A 20633-nucleotide genomic window follows, 5' to 3' on the forward strand; every position below is an offset into this window, starting at 1 on the left:
TTTATTTTTTAAATTAAATGCAAGTTTCGATTTTTAAGATTTATCGACATAATTGACTAAAGAGAAGTGAAATGTCATCTTTACTCTGAAGAAATTGTAAACTAAGTAAAATGTAGAAATTGCAGGGTAAAAGAAAAAATGAAGGCGTTCAATTTCGACGCCTTTATTTTTTATATCTCGCTATGAACATGAATTTTCTAAGTTAAAATTGATGAAGAAATATCACTTCACTTTGATAAAATAGCCAAATATCCTAAATTAGCGAAACGGTATTTAATTTCTTCGAACCTCATTTCGTTAATTATAATATTTGATATTAACCTTTGAAAAGGTAGCCAGGTAATATGATCAATGGGGACCGTCACCTTTCTAGGTCTTCCTAAGTTTTCCCATAGAACCTTTCTTGTGTTTTTTGGTAAGGTTTTATCAAAAGCTGCTTCTAAGAATGTTACCTTTTCTCTGTTTAAAAATTTGGCATAGGCTGCAGGATCAACCTTCATCAATGGATGTATATCTGAATTTAAAAACTCTTGAATGTTCTTAAACTCTCCTATCCTCTTTAAATCGTTTTGAAAGGTCTTTCTTAGCCTTTCTCTATCGCTTAAATAAGCTATTTGGTCTTTCTTTTTAAGCAATTCCCTTCTTGTAAATTCCAATGTAGGTGATTCCCATATAAGTTCAGCCATGTTTCCACCACTGGCTATAATGAAATTGTGCTTTATTTCAGGATTTAAAGCGTTAGCGATAACAGATACCATGCCCCCAAGGCAGTATCCTATCATGAAGTTTCGCTCGTGCCAAAGCGCGTTCGCTTTCAAAAAATCTATGATACTTAATACGTCAACAACCGCATGTTCCCAGGTGTTCAAGGTTGTATAAATATCGGCAGAAAAATAATTTTTACCACTCATAGATCCGTTAGATGTTCTGGTATAATTGTCGGGTAATAATGGTACTACAGCCCTTATGCCTAATTTGGAAAAATATCGCCCCATTTTTAAGATATAGGTAATGTTTTTAGTTCCCAAACCATGAAGTATCAAAGCAACACCCAAAGCCTTTCCTCGGGGTTCAAAAAGATAGATTTCATTAGTTTCGGTACCTTTTTTATTATATTTGTATAAGGAATTAAATTTTATTAATGATTCTCTATAATTTCTGCCTTTATTTATGAAGGCCTGAGTAAATTCAATATTTTGTTTTGCATAACTAAAATCTATTTTAAAATCCCTTTGTGTCGTATGTTTCCCTCCTCCTTCTTTTAGATTTTTACTTCTATACAGCTATTTTCTCTAATTTATCATCAGTTTCAGTATTTTGACAGACTTTTCTAATGAAACTCACCGTTTTTTCAACAAACTTCTGGGTTAAAACATCTTTTAATTCTAATTCAAAAGAATGCTTCCCTTTTGGATGAATTAATAAGGTAGAAGGTACCCCACATTCTTTTATCTTCTTATTTAACTTTATCGAAGTCGTCACAGGGACAGTATCATCTTTCTCCCCATGCACTAGCAATGTTGGAGCCATTCTTTCAGATATATAATTTATAGGTGAATATAACTTATATTCTTCAAATTTTCTTTTAGGGGTACCTTTCATTGTTGTTGTAACTGCAAACTGGGCAAAAAGTGAATCAACTTGCTTACTCCAGAGATCTAGAAGGTCTGATGGAGCATACCAAGCTACCACTCCTTTTATCCCTTTCATTTTTTCTAAATGATTATAGTAAGAGTGATATGCTGCATAGTAAAGGGACAATGTTCCACCTGCTGAAGTCCCCATCAACACAATATTTTCTTTGTCTAAATACAATTCTTCACTATGATCTTTTATATAATTTAAGGCATCGTTGTAATCCTCTATCAATTCTTCATATTTGTTGAAATAACCATACCTGTAATCTATCGCAACAACGGCGAATCCTCTACTCGCTAAAAATTTGGCCCATGCGGTAACGCTTGATAACTTCCTACTTCCTGTTATCCAACCTCCACCATGAGCAAAAAAAACTACGGGATATTTGCTTTTTACCTTAGAAGGATAGTATACATCTAATTTCAAAGGTATCTTGTCTTTTTTATACTCTACAGTAATTGCATCAGTATAGGAACCTTTCTTAACTTCCAACGGAAGATTCCCAAACACAGATTTCTTAATTGTTTTTACGTTTAACAGAATTATTAGAAAAAAAGTTATCAAAGCATTCCAGAAAAAGAGAAAAAACAACAGAATTATTCCAAAAATCTTAAAGATTTTTTTATACTCACTTTTGTCAGAAACTTCTTTCTTCACCTTTTCGCTAATTATTCAAATCACTCCAATAGAGTTTTATGGTTTGTTCGTCTTAATTTTTTCTCTGTTTATCACAAAAATATCAGACTCAGAATAATAATTTGTAAAAAAAACATATTTTTTGTCCGGTGTATATGTTGGATAGAAACAGTCATTTGTTAACATACCTGATAAATTAATCTTTTCTCCTTCATTGTATTCATATATACTAAAATAGCTTCCATTAAACTCAGAGAATACAAGAAGCTCCGAACCATTTGACCAATTATCGGTTTGATTATTTGGTTGTGATATTAACGGTGAGATATTATTTTCCTCGTCAACAAAATAAACATTCATATTCGCCGTTTGATGGTCCACACCATAAAAACTGATTTTGTTACCATCCCATTTAGCGGGCCTAAATTTCATAAGATCCTTTGATTCTGTTATTTTCTCAAGTTCATCGTAGTATAAATCGTAGACCCAAACTTCCGTCCACTGGCCACCATCTTCATCCATAGTGAATAGAACCAAGGTGTTGTCATAAAAATATGGTGAATAAGCATTCTTCTCGGGTGGACTTATCTTTTGAATCTGCTGAGTTTGTAAATTATACAATACAACATCCCATTTACCAAACAATGTCGTTTGGAAAGCTAAATACTCATTGTTTGGAGAAACATCTGGAAAATATTCAGCAGAATACTCCAATGGGATCTTCTCTTCTGTACCTTCTTCAAAGTCAAAAATATAAATTTCCCTGTTCCCTATATATCTATCGCTTACAAGATATAATTTGTTATTTTGAAAAACAGGGTATTCATCTACCCCTTTCCAAAAAGTGATCTGTAAAACGTCCCAATTTTCTCCATACAAAAATCTTTGAAAAGACAATGTTTCCAGAGCTTTTACGGCAAACTTATCTACCCAATCAGCAGTTTCACCAGATTCTTCTGAGTAGGAAAAACCCCCACCATCAAAGTATCCAAAAGCAATTGTAATATTTTCCTTAGTATTTGTAAATATGTTCATTGTCACGTCATATTCACTAATATTTATTGAGTTAGACATCGCATCTTTTATGTTTATATTATACATATAACTTCCAATACTTTTTATTTTTTCTGCAACTTGCTTTGTAATCCATGTATTATCGTTTAAATTTATAATCATATTATCTTTTGATAGATTTGCAGAAAAAGAGCCCAACGTAATGAAAACAAATGCAGAGACCAAAAGTATTTTTTTTATCATATCTTTTCTCACCTTATAAATTTTCTGCAATTTTCCTGAAATGATAGCCGTAAATTGAAAGAGAAATCATTTTTGGAAAAGCTTTAGGTTTCTTAAGCAAACTCCAAAAAAACATTTTCCAATATTGTTTTCTTTCTTTACCAACAATCCCTAAAATAAAGATGGATTTAATAAAAGCACTAATTTCTTGAAAACCTATCTTAGCCTTGGAGAATCCAGGTACTTTATAATTAACCAAAAATTTCTTCAAACGATCATAATAGTTTTTGGGCTGATAAAGCTTAGCAACAAGATTTTTGTAATTTTTGATTAGGAATTCCAAGTTCATCTTTGGAATTATATTCGTATTGATATCCACATTGTTTCCACTTATTTCTCCCCGTAACCTATTTTCCTTGAGTAATCTTGAGTATAATTCACTTCCCCTTGGTGCATTTAAAATGCCAACCATGGCGGTAACTATGCCGTTTTTCTGAATAAACTCGAATTGCTTATCGAAAATTGTGGGCTTATCACTGTCAAAACCGACAATAAATCCTCCCTGAATTTCAAAACCAAAACTTTGAATTTTTTTGATAGACTCTTCAAGATTTTGCTTAATATTTTGATACTTATTAGCTTCTCGTAGACTATCCGGATCAGGGGTTTCTAAGCCAATAAAAACTCTGTCAAAACCCGCTTTGAACATCAAGTCCATGAGTTGATCATCATTAGAAAAATCTACAGACACTTCGGTATAAAAAGAAAACGGGTAACCATGAGCTTTTTGCCACTGTATTATTGCGGGTAACACATCTTTTTTTAATTTTGATTTATTTGAGATAAAATTATCGTCTACAAAGAAAACAGAACGCCTCCACCCTGCATCGTACAAAGATTGAAGTTCTTGAATCAACTGTACGCTTGTCTTAGTTCTGGGTTTTCTACCATTCAAGGCGGCAATATCGCAAAATTCACAATTATAAGGGCAACCTCTAGAATACTGGATGCTCATGGACCCATACCATTTGAGATTTAACAGATCCCACCTGGGAACAGGCGTAGTTTCAATATTGCAAAAATTAGGTTTTGCATAATATCTTTTTAATTTGTTATTTTTTATATCTTCAACCAACTCATCCATTAATTCTTCCGCTTCTCCAAGAACAAAATGGTCAACAGTATTTTGAAATGTGTCGGGTTCCATTGTAAAAAGAGGACCACCGGCAACTATAGGTTTACCACAGTCGTTACATTGTTTGATCACTTTTATAGCAGACTCTCTTTGAACAGCCATGGCGCTTATAAAAACATAATCTGAATTTAAAATATCTTCTTTTTTTAATTTTTCACAATTCATATCCACCAACCTGATGTTCCATTCTTCGGGTAGATAAGAAGCTATTGTAATCAAACCCAAAGGCGGCAATGCAGCGCGTTTGGAAATAAATTTCAGCGCGTGTTTGAAACTCCAAAATGTTTCAGGATAAGCGGGATAAACCAAAAGTATGTTCATAGTTACCCCTCCTTCTAGGTGCTTTATTGCAACGGGGCTAACGATCCATTTATAATTTAATTATACCACATTTTTTAATTTTAAATTTTAAAAGTAAAAAAAGTGAATATCTTTAGGAAACGTTTTCATTTCTTTAAAAAAAGAGTGGTAAAATAACCAGAAGTAAACTATGGGAGGAATTTTATGTTTTTAGGATACCACATTCTAATAAAATTTTATAAAAATGGAGAATTAACAAATGATTTTCCAAAGGAGAGTTATCGCTATTACGAAAAAAATGCAATAGATGGAGATCTTCAAGGTGTCATTAAAGAATTAGACTATTTAAAAGAGCTTGGGATAGATTTGATATATCTCGGACCTATTTTTAAGAGTAAAACCACTCATGGGTACGATATTACCAATTATTTTTCTATTTCGGAAAACATAAGTTACAATTCCGAAGAAGAAGCTAAAGCTATCTTTACAAAGCTTATTGAAGATGCTCATAAAAGAGGAATAAAAGTTATTATCGATCTAGTACTTAACCATGCCTCAAAGGAGTTTGATTTTAATTCCATCCCTAAAGATTTGAACGTTAAAACTGAATCTCCCCGTTCACCTCAAGAAGAAAGATGGCAAAGATCCTTTTTGTTTTGGAATCTAGATGATAAAGAGACAAGAGAATTTTTAATAAGAGTTGGAGAGTATTGGCTAAAAAACTTTGAATTAGACGGATTTAGATTGGATCATGCCTTAGGCTTGCCATTAAACTTTTTAGAGGAATTTTCTACAAGGATGAAAAAAATAAAAAAAGATGTGGTAATTTTAGGTGAAGTATGGGAAGACGAGGGAGATAAGATAAAAAATTTTAATCTCCTTAAAAAGTTCAAAGGAGAAGATGCTCAACGTTTTACCAGTCTGTTTGATTTTGCTACATACGATACAATTAAAGAAGTTTTAGGAAAGAAAAATGGGTCGTTACTCGATTTATATAATCAAATAGTATTATCAAACCAATTAAATGAAAAGGAGTTCCAGCTAACTTATTTTATAGAAAATCACGATCTTCCAAGGTTCGTAGATATATGCCAAGATATAGAAACGTTTTACATCGCGCTTGGTTTATTAATGACTCTTACAGGAAATGTGATGCTAGAATATGGCAATGAGATAGCTTTAAAAGGAGACCCAACAATTCAAAATTTTCACGAAAGTGGAAGAGTTGCGATGAAATTCAAAGAAGATTGGTCAGATCTAGAGAAACAAACCTTCAATTATTGTAAGAACCTTATTAATTTAAGGAAAGTTCATCTCTCTCTTTCATCAGGGAGTTACGAACTAAATACTTCAGAAGAAAACTTACTAATTTTTGAAAAGCAAGCGGCTTATGATGAGATAAAAGTACTAATTTATACTGGAGAACAAGAGTATCAATTAGATAAAGAATATTTTGACCTAATTAGAGATACAAAAGTTTTGAAATTAAAAAAAGGCATTTATTACCTTCAATGAATTTAAAGTATATTTTTCAGCTCTATAAGCTTGGATATAGCGAGAACATCCTTTTCTTGGATTTGAAGAGATTCCTCATGATTTTTAAACCAGATGGCATCAATTCCACATTTTATTGCCGGTAGGATGTCATTTTCAAGATCATCACCAACGTAAATAATTTCATCTTTAGACTTTTTAGACATTAAAATGGCATAATTAAAAATCCTTTCATCGGGTTTCGGAAAACCGACATCTTCTGAACTAACTAAAATACTAAAATAGTCATATATTCCCGAACTTTTCATTTTAACAATTTGAGTTTTTCTAAAGCCATTTGTCAAAATTCCCAATTCATACTTATCTTTCAAATATTCCAAAGTTTCCATTGCACCATCAACGAGAAGTTTTTGCTTCGATAAGATTTCTAGGTAAGTATTATTCATCTCTTCTATCAAATCTTCTCTATGCTTTATTTTTAAGGCATTTAAGGTAATTTCAAATCGAAGAAGCTTTAGTTCTACTTGACCGATTTCTTTTTTTCTATACATTTCCCACAATCGTTTATTTATTTTTTTGTACGATTCCACAAACCTATTTAAGGATATCTCACGAAAAATGTGATTGTACTTTTGATAAACCATCTTCAATGCTTCCTGCGAATTACTTTCAAAATCCCAAAGTGTATGGTCTAAATCAAAGTAGATCATTTTTATTTGGCCTTTCAAATATTTCACCTCTCTCGTTCAACCAAAAAAATTATCGAAAAAGCCTCTTTTTAATTATAGCATTAAACTCAATCCATTCAAAACAAATAAACAAATCTTTATTTAGTTTTTTTCGTGAATGATTTAATTAAGAGGGGTGGATGTTGAATATTCAACTAAACTAACGGCAAGAAAGATTTTTGGATAAAACTGATATAAGAGTCTCTAATATAATAATAGAAGCTGAATTCGTTAATACCTGAGTTCATCCTAAATTTACTTACAAGTTGTCAAATCAAAAAGCATGATTTTAGATTTAATAAACTCTCAAACTGAAATATGAAAAGGATCATTCTTTTTTGGTTCTTAAATTCTTTGCCTCATGTAGGTAAACAAAATTTTGGGTGCTGCTTTCACAAATAATCAGCACCCTTATTATTTTTTCTCTAGAATCATTAAAGGAAGCTTCTTCTAAACACATAAAAGGAACGTTATTCAGATCTAATTTCTCTCGTAGGATGGTGGCTGGATTGAGACTTTTTATGTCAGGTGTAACAGAAAATATCACCGATATTATACGCGATATATCGTTTTTATCCATTATTTCGTTCCATAGTTCTAAAACATTTTCAGTTAATGCAATCGGATGATCTTCGGATAAAGAAGTTGCTCCCCTAATTCCTACGATCTTATATTCAAAACTCATATTATCATATCCCCCATTTACTCTCATCAAAACACTTAATAATTATTTAGTTTTTTGTTCCAAACCCAATTCTCGTTTAACAAAAACATGTTTATAAAACTCTAATTCATCACCCTTAGAAAAATCTTCGAAATTCTCAAATTGAATTCCACATTCTTTAGGTGCTTCAATTGATTTAACTTCATCTTTATAATGTTTCAAACTCTTAATTTTTACATCGGCAACCAAACCGCCATTCCTATAAATTCTAACTCCGCCATCTCTTTGGACATAACCTTCATTTATTTGAACACCAGCAATTTTCCCTACACCTTTTATCTTGAACTCTTCTTTAATTACTCCATTTCCAGTAAGTTCTTCCTTTTGAATCGGTTCTAACATACCTTCTAAAGCCTTCTTTATATCGTCTATCAATTCAAATATAATGTTATATCTTCTAACTTCTATTCCTTCAGCTTCTGCCATTTTTAATGCCTTTGAATCGGCCTTTACTCTAAAACCTAGAACAATTGCATCAGAAGCGGAAGCTAACATTATGTCGCTTGTACTTACCGGCCCTATTCCGGCATGTATAATTTCTATATTTATTTCTGGATTTTCGAACTTTTGTATAGCATTTCTTAAAGCCTCTATTTCTCCATAAGTACTGGCTTTTAATAAAATATTTAATTTCTTTTTTTCTTCCTCTTCCATTTTTTGCATAATATCTTCAAGCCTCACGTGCCTTTTGGCTGGACCTTTAGTTTTTTCTTCTTCTTTTTCTTTTATTTTTTCTGCTAGCCCTCTGGCTTCTTCTTTTGAATCAATAACGTATAAAATAGAATGTGTGTTTGGAACATCGTTAAACCCCAAAACTTGAACAGGGGTGGAAGGAACGGCTCTTATTAAACTTTCTCCTTTGTCATTTATCAATCTTCTGACTCTGCCATAAGTAGAACCCGAGATAAAGTCATCTCCAACTTTCAATATTCCGTCTTTAACAATAACGGTTCCCAAAGGGCCCATAGCTTTATCAACGCGACTTTCAATTATTACTGCTCTAGCTTTTCCATCGGGAATACATCTTATCTCCTGCATTTCAGATTCTAGGAGAATCATTTCCAACAATTCATCGATTCCTTCGCCTGTTTTTGCTGAAACAAGAACTGTTATTGTATCTCCTCCCCAATCTTCCGGAATAAGATTGAGTTTAGAAACCATCTGTTGTTTTGTTAATTCAACATTGGCATTAGGTTTATCAATTTTATTTATAGCCACTATTATAGGAACGTTGGCACTTTTTGCATGATTATAAGCTTCTATTGTTTGAGGCATTACACCATCATCTGCCGCAATGATAAGAACAACTATATCAGTTACTTGAGCTCCTCTGGCTCTCATTTCTGTAAATGCTTCGTGGCCAGGGGTATCAATAAAAGTAATCCTTTGGCCGTTGTACTCTATCTGGTAAGCACCTATAGATTGAGTAATACCGCCTTCTTCTTTATCAGCGACGTGGGTATTTCTAATTTTGTCTAACAAGGTTGTTTTCCCATGATCAACGTGTCCCATAATAGTGACAACCGGAGGGCGTGGAGCCAATTTGTCTTTCTCTTTTTCATAAATATCGTTCCATTTTTTGGCAAGGATGGCTTCTATATCTTGTTCTTTTCCTTCTTCTGTTTCCTTTTTTTCAATTTCGAAATTCAATATAACGTTATAGCTCATAGCAATATTTTCTGCCAGGTTTTTATCTAGTTTCTGGCCAGGTTTTAATACTATGCCTTTCATAAACATGTCTTTTATAATTTCGTTTTGTTCCAATCCAATTTCTTTTGCTAAAATATCAAGCGTTAAATCGTGGGAAGGTATAGTAACCTCTCTTAAAAGCTTTTCTTCAACAGGTTCTTCTTTTGGTTTTTCCGTGACTTTTACTTGTTCTAAAGATTTACTTTTCTCTTTTGAAGGTTCTTTTTGTTTTTTTACTTCTTTTTTAGTTTGCCTTTCTTCTTCAATAAGATCCTTGATAACTTGCACAGTTTCTTCTTCTATAGTACTCATATGACTTTTGACAGAAATATTTAATTCCTTTTCTAAAAATTCCATTAATTCTTTAGAGTTCATTCCCAACTCCTTTGCAACTTCATATATTCGGGTCTTCGACACCTATAAACCACCTCCACTATTGGAACATTTTCAATATCCCTTCGACGATATTTTCATCTGTAATTCCTATGACACTTATATTTTGTTTACCAAGAGCCTTAGCTAATGTTGACTTTGAGCAATATAATTCTATATAAGGTACATCGAAAATTTGACAATGTTTTATTACGTCTAGTTTCACTCTTGAACCAACATCCTTTGGAATAAGTATTAATTTCTTTTTTTGAAATGAGCGTATATAATTCCTCAATCCTTGCTTACCATAAACAATCTTCTTCGCTTTAGCAGCAAAACCCATATAACTCAAAATCTTTTGTTCATTTAAGGAATTCCCATTCCCCATGCTTTATTCAAAATCCCCTTTTTCGTGATTCCTTGATTTCTTTTTTATTATAACATTTTATTGCTGTCATTCAAAATATTTTTTCATTACATTTTAAGAAAACACAAAATAAAAAGGATAAAAAATATCCGTATTTGTACTTTAAAAAGTATGGTAAAATAAAAATAAGAAAACTTTCACAATTTTTAGAGGAGGGATACTTGTGACAAAGTTAGTAAGAAAGAACTATCTCATGGCTCCAGGACCAACCCCTGTTCCAATTGATCTTTTATTGGAAGGTGCAAAGGATACCATCCATCATAGAACCCCACAATATTTAGAAATTCAAAGCACAGCCCTAGAAAATCTTAAATATCTCTTTCAAACAAAGAATAATGTATACACCTTAGCTGCTTCTGGAACAGGAGTAATGGAAGCTGCAGTTGCCAACCTTATTTCACCAGGTGATACGGCTATTGCTGTAAATGGAGGTAAATTTGGGGAAAGATGGTGCGAATTGTGTAAAGCTTACGATGCAAATTTAGTTGAAATCGATATCGAATGGGGAAAATATGTTCGAGTAGAACAAATAAAAAAAGAACTAGAAGAGCATCCAGAAACAAAAGCTGTTTTCACCACCATAAGCGAAACCTCTACAGGTGTTGTACATCCTATCAAAGAAATAGCCGAGATTGTAAAAGAAACCAATGCAGTTTTAGTTGTTGATGCTATTTCTGGAATGCTGGCTGAACCTTTAAAAATGGATGAGTGGAACATTGATGTTGTAGTAACTGGAGTTCAAAAGGGATTTATGATGCCTCCAGGAATAGCAATGATAGCGTTAAGTGACAAAGCAATGAAAGTTGTAGAAAATTCTAACAACCGTAGATATTACTTTGATTTAAGAGCATATAAAAAAAGTTTTCCGGATTCTCCATATACTCCTCCTGTTAACCTTGTTTATCAGTTAGCAAAGGCAACCGAGTCGCTAAAAGAGGAAACAATTGAAAACGTTTGGGAAAGGCACAGAATCCTAGCAGAAGCAACAAGGGCTGCTATTAAAGCTATGAACTTAGAACTTTTCGCAGAAAGACCTGGAAATGTATTAACAGCAATAAAGGTACCTCATAATGTTAATGGTGAAGGTATAGTTAAATTTTTGAGAGATGAATGGGGTGTTACCTTTGCAGGCGGACAATCGCAATTAAAAGGAAAAATAATAAGAATTGCCCACCTTGGTTACATGTCAAAATTTGATGTCATCATTGCTGTAAGTGCTTTAGAAATGGCTTTTAACAAATTCGGCTTCGAAGTTGAACTTGGCAAAGGGGTAAAAGCTGCCGAAGAAGTTTTCATGAAAGAGGGGGTTTAAATTACTATGAAAATTCATATAAATGACCCTTTGGATGAAAATGCCTTAAAAAAATTACAAAACGAATTACCTGATCTTGAAATTACTTCGGAACACCTCGAAAAAGATGTCCTCAAAGATAAAATTAAAGAAATTGACGTATTAATTGTAAGAAGTGCAACTAAGGTAACAAAAGAAATATTAGAACACGCAGATAAATTAAAGATTGTAGCAAGAGCGGGCATGGGATTAGATAATATAGATGTCGATACTGCTAAATTGAAAGGAATAACCGTCTTAAATACGCCGGGCCAGAATTCTTTATCCGTTGCAGAATTGGTTATAGGAATGGTTTTAGATATTTATCGGCACATTACAAGAGGGACGATCGGTTTAAAAAATGAACAATGGGAAAAAAAACAACTAGAAGGATTTGAGTTGTCACAAAAAACCTTTGGTATCATCGGCTTTGGTTATGTAGGAAAAAATTTGGCACAATTACTAAAAGGTTTTCAGACCAATACTCTGGTGTATGATGTTTTTGAAATAAGTGCAGAAGAGCAAAAGAATTATAACGTTAGACAGGTATCTTTGGAGGAGTTACTCCAAAATTCTGATATTATTTCTTTACATATTCCAAAAAACGAAAAAACTTATCACTTTATAAGTGAACCCCAAATCAAAATGATGAAAGATGGTGCTGTAATAATTAATGCTGCAAGGGGAGGCGTCCTCGACGAGAATTATGTGCTTAAATATTTGAAAAATGGCAAGCTCCTTGGAGTAGGATTGGATGTTTTCGAAGAAGAACCTCCAAAAGGTGATTTTTACAAGGAACTTTTTGCTTTACCAAATGTTGTCTTAACACCACATATAGGTGCTTCTACAAAAGAAGCGCAAGAACGAGTGGGAATAAATATAGTAGACAGAGTGGTAGAAGAAGTTAAGAAACTTAACTGACGAAATGAAGTTATATTTTCTTAAATCAATTTTTAAATTTAATTGAGTAGATTTATGGTATAATCAGATGGCTATAATTAGCATATGTAACAGATAGCAAAGATTTTAAAAACTATTTGGAGGTGTAGCTATGAAGATAGTTATTGACAAAGAAGCTTGTATAGGAGACGCTATATGTGAAAGTCTATGCCCAGACGTATTCCAAATGGCCGATGATGGAAAAGCCGAAGTTATTGATGAACAAAGTGACGCCCCATGCGTGCAAGATGCTATAGATGCTTGCCCAACTGAGGCTATAAGCATCGAAGAATAAGTAACAAAAATAGTTTTTAAATTAATCGGGGATTTTTCCCCGATTTTTTTATTTTTAATCAATTTGTAGTATAATCTGTTTAGCCCTTAGAATATCTTAACTTTTTTAATTTATAAAAAATGGGCAAAGTTTTCTAGTGGAGGGGTAGAGATGGAAAATGCAAAGGTGTTTGTTATTACCTCTGGAAAAGGGGGAGTTGGTAAAACTACCATCACAGCTAATTTAGGGGCCACCTTAGCAAAAAAAGGTTACAATGTTTGCCTTATAGATGCAGATATTGGATTGAAAAATCTGGATTTGATTTTGGGGTTGGAAAACAGAATAGTTTACACTATAATGGATGTTGTAAGTGGTAACAAAACTGTTATGGAAGCACTCGTAAAACACAAACAGTTAAAAAATCTCTCTCTACTGGCTTCTTCTCAGATTGCCAACAAAGATTTAATGTCCCCTCAAGATATGAGCGATATAGTTTCTAAACTCTCTAAACATTTTCATTACATTATTATAGATTCCCCAGCAGGAATAGAAAGAGGATTCCAAAACGCTGTTTCATCTGCACAACACGCTATCGTTGTTACTACACCAGACCTGACTGCCATAAGCGACGCAGATAGAGTCATAGGGTTGCTTGAAAATCAAGGTTATACCGACGATCGCATATCATTAATTGTGAATCGATTAAAATTGAGACTTGTTAAAAGAAACGAAATGCTTTCCGCTGATGATATTAAAGAAGCTCTAGCATTGAATTTAATCGGAATAATACCTGATAGTGAGGAAATTTTACTTTCTTCCAACGAAGGAACTCCAATATCGACAAACCAAGAAGCTAAACTTTATTCTGTTTTCAATAATATAAGCGATAGAATCTTAGGAAAAGATATACCTTTAGAAAAAGATTTGATAGATGTCGACCACGCCCCTCAAGGATTTATAGAATTCATCAAAAGAATATTCAGAAGAGGGTGAAAGTAAATGTGGCCTTTCAAAAGTAAAAAGACTAAAACTCGGGAAACCGCAATAAAAAGAATGAATTCTTTCTTAAGTACCTCAGACCGAAAAAATGGAGGAAAGAGCCAAATTAGATTTGAAAATGTCAAACAAGAAGATTTGGATTTCGTAATAAACTATATTAAAGATTATGCTGTTAAACATCTGTCAGTAAAAAAAGAAGATGTCAAAGTACATGTCTCCAAAGAGGGCAACTCTATCACTATTGTTGCTAATATATTTTACCAGTAATAAATAAGGAGTTGAGGATTATGATATATACCTACTCTTTAAAAACCCATAATAGAGAAGAAATGATCGACATAACCAGCTATATTCAACAGAGTGTCGAAAATTCAAAAATAGAAGAAGGCATTTTGATAGTATATGTCCCCCATACAACTGCCGCCGTAACAATCAACGAAAATGCAGATCCATCTGTAAGAAAAGACATCACAGATTTTCTAAGAAATAAAATCCCTAAAAGTACGGAATATTCCCATCTTGAAGGCAATGCTGACTCGCATATAAAATCAACGCTCGTTGGACCAACATTGTCTTTAATTATTGAAAATGGAAAGCTTTTATTGGGAACATGGCAAGGAATTTATTTCTGTGAGTTCGATGGTCCAAGAAACAGAAATTTTATAGTAAAAATCATCGAAGGTTAAAGTTTAAAGTTAATAATCTTTTATTACAACAAAAATTGACCAGAAATATTCCGGTCAATTTTTTTATATGCATCATTTGCATAGCAAATGAGAATATGGAAGTGAATTCTAAGACATTTTGAAAAAACCTTTTGCACAAGTCAGGACATCATTTGCTTCGCAAATGAGAATTTGGAAGGTATTTCTAAAGCATTATGAATAAAGCTTTTTGCACAAGACTGCAAAAAAAGTTGCATTATAATTTTATTTGTTGTATAATTAAGAAAATTACTATTTGATTTCTTTTCTGTTAGATTATTAATATATTCTTATGAAATTCTGTTCACATAAGATAAAGACTATGAAAATTTTTTCTACACTTTATTAAGCAAAATAACATCCACACATATTATATGAGGAGGGGAAAAACATGAGAAAAACCGTTGTTTTGGTGTTTTTGGTAGTTATTATGACTTTCACACTCTTTGGTCAAGAAGTCATCAAAATTGGTATGAACTTCGAACTAACAGGACCTGTTTCTGGGTATGGTCAAATGTCAAGAGACGGTGTAATGTTAGCCAACAAGTTGAAACCAACAGTTAACATCGGGGGTAAAGAAATCAAAGTGGAAGTTGTAGCTGTCGATAACAAATCTGACAAAGCAGAATCAGCTAACGCAATAAGAAGGTTGATAGATCACGAAAAGGTAGTTGCAGTTATTGGTCCTGCAACAAGTTCGGCAGCATTAGCTGCAGCTTCAATAGCGGAAGAAAGGCAAATACCAATGGTGGTCAACACCGCCACTAACCCTTTAGTTGCCCAAAACAAAAAGTATGTATTCAGGACCTGTTTTGAGGATACCTTGCAAGGTGCTCTACTTGCAACATTTGCCTGGGAAGAACTTGGAGCTCAAAACGTCGCCATAATGGTAGATGTAGCACAAGATTACGTTGTGGGACTTGCTAATTATTTTGAAAAAGCTTTTGAACAGTTTGGAGGAACGTATTTTACTGAATTTTATACTACTGGTGACCAAGATTTCACCGCTCAACTTACCGACGCCCTTTCAAAAAATCCAGATGCTATTTTTATGCCAGGGTACTACGCTGAAATAGCCTTAATTTCCAAGCAAGCTAGAGATTTAGGTTTCACAGGACCCATGTTTGCTGGAGATGGTGCCGACGCACCAGAATTAATACAAATTGGTGGAGAATACGTAGAAGGCCTTTCTTATACAACTTACTTTCATGAGGATGCAGAATTATCCCCTGCTACTAAACCTTTTGTAGAGGCCTATCAAGAGGAATACAACAGAAGAGCCGACGCATTTGGAGCTTTGGCGTATGATGCTTACATGGTAATAGTTAACGCTATTGAGTCTGCACAGTCCACAGATCCTGTAAAAATTAGAGACGCTTTAGCTCAAACTAGAGACTTTCCGGGTGTCGCCGGTACAATTACGTATCCTCAAGGCTCTGGAAACCCTATAAAACCAGCGGTAATAAACATGGTTGAAAACGGACAATTTGTTTTCCGTACCGTTATAAAACCCAGGATGTAATATTTAACTATATTAAAGCCATCTCACAAAATGAGATGGCTATACTTTCTTGGATCCAGAAAGGGGGCTCATAATTGACTATCCAAATGTTCTTTCAACATCTAGCAAATGCCATCTCTCTTGGCAGCATATACGCACTTATTGCCATAGGTTATACTATGGTTTATGGGATACTCAATTTAATAAATTTTGCTCATGGTGACATTTTTACTTTTAGCATGTATTTTGCTTTTTATGCAGTTACTCTCTTTTTATTTCCATGGTGGGCAGCTTTTATTTTTGCGATTGTTTTAACGACTCTACTAGGTGCTACAATCGAACGAGTTGCTTACAGACCATTAAGAAAGGCTAATGCCCCCAAGATCTCAGCATTAATCACAGCTATTGGTGTATCGTTCTTCCTACAAAACTTCGCAATAGTTGTCTTTGGTGGAAGAGCAAAATCATTCAATCCCCAATTAGGAGTTTACCCAACACAATTTGCACAAGTACTAACTTTTGGAGATGTAAGGATACCTTTATTAACCTTCATTATTATAGGTGTTTCTATTCTTGCACTTTTTGTATTGGTTTGGATAGTTTATAGAACAAAAGCCGGCATGGCGATGAGGGCAGTTTCTAAAGATGTTACTGCAGCAAAATTAATGGGCATAAACACCGACAGAACTATTTCTCAAACATTTATGTTGGGGTCCGCCTTAGCAGCTGTGGGAGGTATTCTTTGGGCTATGAAATACCCTCAAATCTATCCTTATACCGGCATGATCCCCGGTTTAAAGGCATTTATAGCTGCAGTTGTCGGAGGAATTGGAAGTATTCCAGGAGCTATGCTTGGAGGTTTTATTTTAGGGGTTGCCGAAATAATGATAGTCGCATTCTTACCCGCTTTGGCAGGATATAGAGACGCTATTGCTTATATTATTTTGATAGTTATTCTTTTAGTAAAACCAAACGGGCTTCTCGGTGTGGAAATAGGGGAGAAGGTGTGAATATGGAAAAAACGCTATCTTTTAAGACTAAATTCTTTTTGACAATTCTTTTTATATTGGCAATCTTTCTATTACTGTTGACAGCTAATAACAAAGCTAGTGATTATTTAATTTTGATATTGAATTTAATGGCAATTAATATAATATTCGCCGTAAGTTTAACCTTTATTAACGGTATTACAGGTATCTTTTCGTTGGGGCATGTTGGATTCATCGCAATTGGGGCATATGTATCGTCCATTTTAACACTTTCTCCTGCTCAAAAAGAAATAAGTTTTCTGATAAAACCTTTAATATACCCCTTAAATGTTATCCAAATCCCTTTCCTACCAGCAATTATAATAGCTGGACTGGTAGCTGCTGCGTTTGGTTACTTAGTTGCTGCCCCATCTCTTCGACTAATTGGTGATTATTTAGCCATCGCAACCCTTGGTTTAGGTGAGGTGGTTAGAATCGTTGCAAATAATACCTGGTCTATCACAAATGGGGCTTTGGGTTTAAAAAGCATCCCACAATATTCTAACCTATGGTGGACTTGGGGATTTGCTTTAATTACCGTAGTCTTCATTTCCAGCTTAATAAAAAGTAGTTATGGAAGAGCTTTGAAGGCAATAAGAGAAGATCCAATTGCTGCTAAATCTATGGGAATTAATGTTTTTTCTCATCAAGTAGTCACTTTTGTAATTGGTTCTTTTTTTGCAGGAGTTGGTGGAGCATTATGGGCTCACTTAATCACTACTATAGATCCAAAATCTTTCATGTTTCAAAAAACCTTTGAAATATTGATAATGGTGGTCATCGGTGGACTTGGGAGTATTAGCGGAGCCATAATCGGAGCTTCACTTTATACAGTAGGATTAGAGTTCCTTAGAGTTCTAGAAGAACCCATATCGATTGGTCCTATCTACATACCAGGTATCCCGGGAATGAGAATGGTGGTTTTATCTCTCATTCTCATAATTACAATGCTATTTTGGAGAAGAGGCATAATGGGAAGAAATGAAATAACATGGGATGGCATCTATAAACTGATAATGAAAGTAAGAAATAAAAATAGATTGAGAGATGATGAATGAATTAGAAAATTTTCAAGGAGGCTTCCAATGACTAACCAATACGATAACGAATATATCTTAGAATTTGAGAATGTAACCAAAAGATTTGGAGGTTTAATGGCAGTTAATAACTTCAATGGCTATTTGAAAAATGGCGAATTACTTGGTCTAATAGGTCCCAATGGGGCAGGGAAAACCACTCTTTTCAATTTGATCACTGGTATATACACTCCAGATACTGGAAAAATTTTATTTAAGAAACAAAAAATAAATTCTAAAAAACCTCATGAAATAACTCAGTTGGGAATTGCTAGAACTTTTCAAAATATTCGATTGTTTAAAGATATGACAGTTCTAGAAAATGTTTTAGTCTCTCAGCATTTGAAATTGAAAAGTTGGATTTGGCTTTTTAAAAGTGTTTTAAAAACTCCTGACGTTTTAAAAGTGGAAAAAGAGATGCAAAACGAAGCCTGGGATCTTCTAGAAGAAGTCGGATTGTCTGTTTACGCTAATGACAAGGCAAACTCTCTTCCATATGGATTACAAAGAAAGTTAGAAATCGCAAGAGCACTTGCCACCGGAGCAAACCTACTTCTGTTAGACGAACCAGCAGCAGGAATGAACCCTCATGAAACGAGCGAATTGATGGAATTTATAAAACATATAAGACAGGAGTTTGAGCTATCTATTCTCATTATAGAGCATGACATGAAAGTTATCATGGGAATTTGTGAGCGTATTTATGTATTGGATTATGGAAGAAAAATCGCTGAAGGAAGTCCACAGGAGATTCAAAAAGATCCTTTGGTAATAAAAGCCTATTTAGGTGAGGAGTTGGCAATATGAACAGTGAAAATTCAAACATAATTCTTAAAATATCTGATATGAACGTTCACTATGGTGGTATCCATGCAGTAAAAGGAATCGATATGGAAATCAAAAAGAATGAAATCACAACGTTGATTGGATCAAATGGAGCGGGAAAAACTACAACCTTGAATGGGATAATGAATGTCGTTAAAAAGAGCAGTGGAACGGTGCTTTTAGATAATACTGATATTACAAGCATAGAAACACATAAGATTGTAGAAAAGGGCGTAGTTCTAGTCCCTGAAGGCAGACGTATATTCCCCAATCTAACGGTTTTAGAAAACCTCCGTTTGGGTTCGTATTCTCGCAAAGACTCTGAAAAGATAAGCGAAGATTTCGATTGGGTACTCACACTCTTCCCACGATTAAAGGAGAGGCTTAAGCAACTTGGAGGCACACTATCTGGGGGAGAACAACAAATGTTAGCCGTTGCAAGAGGGTTAATGTCAAGGCCAAAGGTTCTGATGCTCGACGAACCTTCTCTTGGGTTAGCTCCGATACTGGTCAAAGAAGTTTTAGAAACTATTGAAAAAATATGTGAAGAGGGAGTAACCATATTGTTAGTAGAACAAAACGCCGTTGGTGCGCTAAAAATCGCTCATTATGGTTATGTCTTAGAAACCGGCAAAATTGTTCTCGAAGGACCTGCAAAAGATCTCTTAGAAAACGATGAAGTTAGGAAAACTTATCTAGGAGTGACGGTTTAAAACTTTGAAACCACATCACACTTTCTTAAGCTTCTTCTAAGCTTCCATTAAGTGAACATTAAGCATATTGTTTTATTATTCTGATGTATCAAAAATAAAAAACATTACTTAGTGGAGGTGTTGGTATGAAAAAAGTTTTTCTGTCTTTCTTTATAGGTATTCTTTTAGTCGGATCGTTATTTGCACAAGTAGGACCAGCTGGTGGGGCTCCAATGTCCCAGGTACAAAATCAGGATCCTCTCAACCAAATGGTTCAGGATCAAGAAAGATTGCAAGAAAGAATATTCTTTCAAGATGTTTCACCAGTAACCATTACAGGAACTGTCAAAACCATAGTGGATAACGATGTATTTCTAACCTTGAGTGTTGAAGTAGACTCTGAAATCTACTCAGTAAGAGTGCCCAAGAATTTTTTGGATGATGTAAAAGCCGGTGAAAGTATTGAACTAACAGGATACAAGGTAGTAATAAACGACATCAAAAACTTTGTACCTTTAGAGATCAAATATCAAGATAGAACAGTGAATATGCAGAGATATATGGAAAATGTTCGATCTCAAAATTTCGAAGAAAGATACCAAGAAGATTTCCAACAAAACCAAGATTATCAAAGATATAGAGACTACCAAGATTACCAAGATTTCAAAAGATATCAACAGTACAAGAATTATCAAGACTACCAAGATTTTCAAAGATACCAAAACTACCAAAGATTCAATCAACAAAGATATCAAGATTGTCCCTATTACAACGACTAATTCAAAGTAAAAACGATGAAAAGAGGCCTAAAGGCCTCTTTTTTTAT

The 20633-nt window shown here is 33.9% G+C and carries 21 protein-coding genes; 13 read left to right on the forward strand and 8 right to left on the reverse strand.

Annotated features, from left to right (window positions below):
• Window positions 1-227: 227 nt before the first annotated feature.
• The 4 genes from X929_RS09430 to X929_RS09445 are packed head-to-tail and all read right to left on the reverse strand — an operon-like array spanning window position 228 to window position 5026.
• The gene (locus X929_RS09430) at window positions 228-1283 is read right to left on the reverse strand and encodes a dienelactone hydrolase family protein (protein WP_103067760.1); all 1056 of its coding nucleotides are present in this window, start codon (window positions 1281-1283) and stop codon (window positions 228-230) included.
• A complete protein-coding gene (locus tag X929_RS09435; protein WP_103067761.1) occupies window positions 1276-2295 on the reverse strand; it encodes an alpha/beta hydrolase in 1020 nt (339 codons plus the stop codon). Before X929_RS09435 ends, X929_RS09430 begins: the two co-directional genes overlap by 8 nt.
• Window positions 2296-2331: 36 nt before the next feature.
• The gene (locus tag X929_RS09440) at window positions 2332-3531 is read right to left on the reverse strand and encodes a TolB family protein (RefSeq protein ID WP_103067762.1); all 1200 of its coding nucleotides are present in this window, start codon (window positions 3529-3531) and stop codon (window positions 2332-2334) included.
• 13 nt (window positions 3532-3544) lie between these two features.
• A complete protein-coding gene (locus tag X929_RS09445; RefSeq protein ID WP_103067763.1) occupies window positions 3545-5026 on the reverse strand; it encodes a B12-binding domain-containing radical SAM protein in 1482 nt (493 codons plus the stop codon).
• Window positions 5027-5209: 183 nt separating this feature from the next.
• Here X929_RS09445 and X929_RS09450 point away from each other — a divergent pair, with 183 nt between their 5' ends.
• Window positions 5210-6520, forward strand: a complete 1311-nt coding sequence (locus X929_RS09450) for an alpha-amylase family glycosyl hydrolase (protein WP_103067764.1) — start codon at window positions 5210-5212, stop codon at window positions 6518-6520.
• Between the two features lie 2 nt (window positions 6521-6522).
• Here X929_RS09450 and X929_RS09455 read toward each other — a convergent pair whose 3' ends face one another.
• From X929_RS09455 to X929_RS09470, 4 genes are all read right to left on the reverse strand, one after another.
• Window positions 6523-7227: a YjjG family noncanonical pyrimidine nucleotidase gene (locus X929_RS09455; protein ID WP_103067765.1), complete on the reverse strand. Its 705-nt coding sequence runs from the start codon at window positions 7225-7227 to the stop codon at window positions 6523-6525.
• 328 nt (window positions 7228-7555) lie between these two features.
• A complete protein-coding gene (gene aroH / locus X929_RS09460) occupies window positions 7556-7912 on the reverse strand; it encodes a chorismate mutase (protein WP_103067766.1) in 357 nt (118 codons plus the stop codon).
• 42 nt (window positions 7913-7954) lie between these two features.
• On the reverse strand, window positions 7955-10057 hold the full coding sequence (gene infB / locus X929_RS09465) for a translation initiation factor IF-2 (protein ID WP_103067767.1): 2103 nt from the start codon (window positions 10055-10057) through the stop codon (window positions 7955-7957).
• A gap of 16 nt (window positions 10058-10073) precedes the next feature.
• Window positions 10074-10364 carry a L7Ae/L30e/S12e/Gadd45 family ribosomal protein gene (locus X929_RS09470; RefSeq protein ID WP_281255438.1) on the reverse strand — a complete coding sequence of 97 codons (291 nt, stop codon included), beginning with the start codon at window positions 10362-10364 and terminating at the stop codon, window positions 10074-10076.
• A 238-nt stretch (window positions 10365-10602) separates the two neighbouring features.
• Here X929_RS09470 and X929_RS09475 point away from each other — a divergent pair, with 238 nt between their 5' ends.
• The 12 genes from X929_RS09475 to X929_RS09530 all read left to right on the forward strand — a co-directional run bounded on the left by X929_RS09475 (window position 10603) and on the right by X929_RS09530 (window position 20586).
• Window positions 10603-11751 (forward strand): pyridoxal-phosphate-dependent aminotransferase family protein, encoded by a 1149-nt coding sequence (locus tag X929_RS09475; RefSeq protein WP_103067768.1) that lies wholly within the window; start codon window positions 10603-10605, stop codon window positions 11749-11751.
• Between the two features lie 6 nt (window positions 11752-11757).
• Window positions 11758-12690 carry a D-2-hydroxyacid dehydrogenase gene (locus tag X929_RS09480; RefSeq protein ID WP_012208109.1) on the forward strand — a complete coding sequence of 311 codons (933 nt, stop codon included), beginning with the start codon at window positions 11758-11760 and terminating at the stop codon, window positions 12688-12690.
• A gap of 130 nt (window positions 12691-12820) precedes the next feature.
• Window positions 12821-13003 (forward strand): ferredoxin, encoded by a 183-nt coding sequence (locus tag X929_RS09485; RefSeq protein WP_012208110.1) that lies wholly within the window; start codon window positions 12821-12823, stop codon window positions 13001-13003.
• A 150-nt stretch (window positions 13004-13153) separates the two neighbouring features.
• Complete coding sequence (gene minD / locus X929_RS09490) at window positions 13154-13975, forward strand: septum site-determining protein MinD (RefSeq protein WP_012208111.1); 822 nt, start codon at window positions 13154-13156, stop codon at window positions 13973-13975.
• Window positions 13976-13981: 6 nt separating this feature from the next.
• Window positions 13982-14248: a hypothetical protein gene (locus X929_RS09495; protein WP_012208112.1), complete on the forward strand. Its 267-nt coding sequence runs from the start codon at window positions 13982-13984 to the stop codon at window positions 14246-14248.
• 20 nt (window positions 14249-14268) lie between these two features.
• Entirely contained in the window at window positions 14269-14667 is a 399-nt protein-coding gene (locus tag X929_RS09500) for a secondary thiamine-phosphate synthase enzyme YjbQ (protein WP_012208113.1), read from the forward strand.
• A 409-nt stretch (window positions 14668-15076) separates the two neighbouring features.
• Window positions 15077-16207 carry an ABC transporter substrate-binding protein gene (locus X929_RS09505; protein ID WP_012208116.1) on the forward strand — a complete coding sequence of 377 codons (1131 nt, stop codon included), beginning with the start codon at window positions 15077-15079 and terminating at the stop codon, window positions 16205-16207.
• A gap of 74 nt (window positions 16208-16281) precedes the next feature.
• Window positions 16282-17196, forward strand: coding sequence for a branched-chain amino acid ABC transporter permease (locus X929_RS09510; protein WP_012208117.1), 915 nt, complete (start codon window positions 16282-16284; stop codon window positions 17194-17196).
• Window positions 17197-17198: 2 nt separating this feature from the next.
• Window positions 17199-18272, forward strand: a complete 1074-nt coding sequence (locus tag X929_RS09515) for a branched-chain amino acid ABC transporter permease (RefSeq protein WP_012208118.1) — start codon at window positions 17199-17201, stop codon at window positions 18270-18272.
• Window positions 18273-18299: 27 nt separating this feature from the next.
• The gene (locus X929_RS09520; protein WP_012208119.1) at window positions 18300-19097 is read left to right on the forward strand and encodes an ABC transporter ATP-binding protein; all 798 of its coding nucleotides are present in this window, start codon (window positions 18300-18302) and stop codon (window positions 19095-19097) included.
• Window positions 19094-19828, forward strand: coding sequence for an ABC transporter ATP-binding protein (locus X929_RS09525; protein ID WP_103067769.1), 735 nt, complete (start codon window positions 19094-19096; stop codon window positions 19826-19828). The genes X929_RS09520 and X929_RS09525 overlap by 4 nt, the downstream gene beginning before the upstream one ends.
• Window positions 19829-19953: 125 nt before the next feature.
• Complete coding sequence (locus X929_RS09530) at window positions 19954-20586, forward strand: hypothetical protein (RefSeq protein WP_103065172.1); 633 nt, start codon at window positions 19954-19956, stop codon at window positions 20584-20586.
• Window positions 20587-20633: the final 47 nt, after the last annotated feature.

Origin of the sequence: Petrotoga olearia DSM 13574 (assembly GCF_002895525.1) — a bacterium.
GTDB classification, from domain to species: Bacteria; Thermotogota; Thermotogae; order Petrotogales; family Petrotogaceae; genus Petrotoga; species Petrotoga olearia.

Coding starts and splice junctions, on each gene's coding strand:
- X929_RS09480 (WP_012208109.1), top strand. CDS start 11,758: ATGAAAATTCATATAAATGACCCTTTGGATGAAAATGCCTTAAAAAAA.
- X929_RS09495 (WP_012208112.1), top strand. CDS start 13,982: ATGTGGCCTTTCAAAAGTAAAAAGACTAAAACTCGGGAAACCGCAATA.
- X929_RS09515 (WP_012208118.1), top strand. CDS start 17,199: ATGGAAAAAACGCTATCTTTTAAGACTAAATTCTTTTTGACAATTCTT.
- minD (WP_012208111.1), top strand. CDS start 13,154: ATGGAAAATGCAAAGGTGTTTGTTATTACCTCTGGAAAAGGGGGAGTT.
- X929_RS09530 (WP_103065172.1), top strand. CDS start 19,954: ATGAAAAAAGTTTTTCTGTCTTTCTTTATAGGTATTCTTTTAGTCGGA.
- X929_RS09440 (WP_103067762.1), bottom strand. CDS start 3,531: ATGATAAAAAAAATACTTTTGGTCTCTGCATTTGTTTTCATTACGTTG.
- aroH (WP_103067766.1), bottom strand. CDS start 7,912: ATGAGTTTTGAATATAAGATCGTAGGAATTAGGGGAGCAACTTCTTTA.
- X929_RS09520 (WP_012208119.1), top strand. CDS start 18,300: ATGACTAACCAATACGATAACGAATATATCTTAGAATTTGAGAATGTA.
- X929_RS09485 (WP_012208110.1), top strand. CDS start 12,821: ATGAAGATAGTTATTGACAAAGAAGCTTGTATAGGAGACGCTATATGT.
- X929_RS09525 (WP_103067769.1), top strand. CDS start 19,094: ATGAACAGTGAAAATTCAAACATAATTCTTAAAATATCTGATATGAAC.
- X929_RS09445 (WP_103067763.1), bottom strand. CDS start 5,026: ATGAACATACTTTTGGTTTATCCCGCTTATCCTGAAACATTTTGGAGT.
- X929_RS09505 (WP_012208116.1), top strand. CDS start 15,077: ATGAGAAAAACCGTTGTTTTGGTGTTTTTGGTAGTTATTATGACTTTC.
- X929_RS09500 (WP_012208113.1), top strand. CDS start 14,269: ATGATATATACCTACTCTTTAAAAACCCATAATAGAGAAGAAATGATC.
- X929_RS09450 (WP_103067764.1), top strand. CDS start 5,210: ATGTTTTTAGGATACCACATTCTAATAAAATTTTATAAAAATGGAGAA.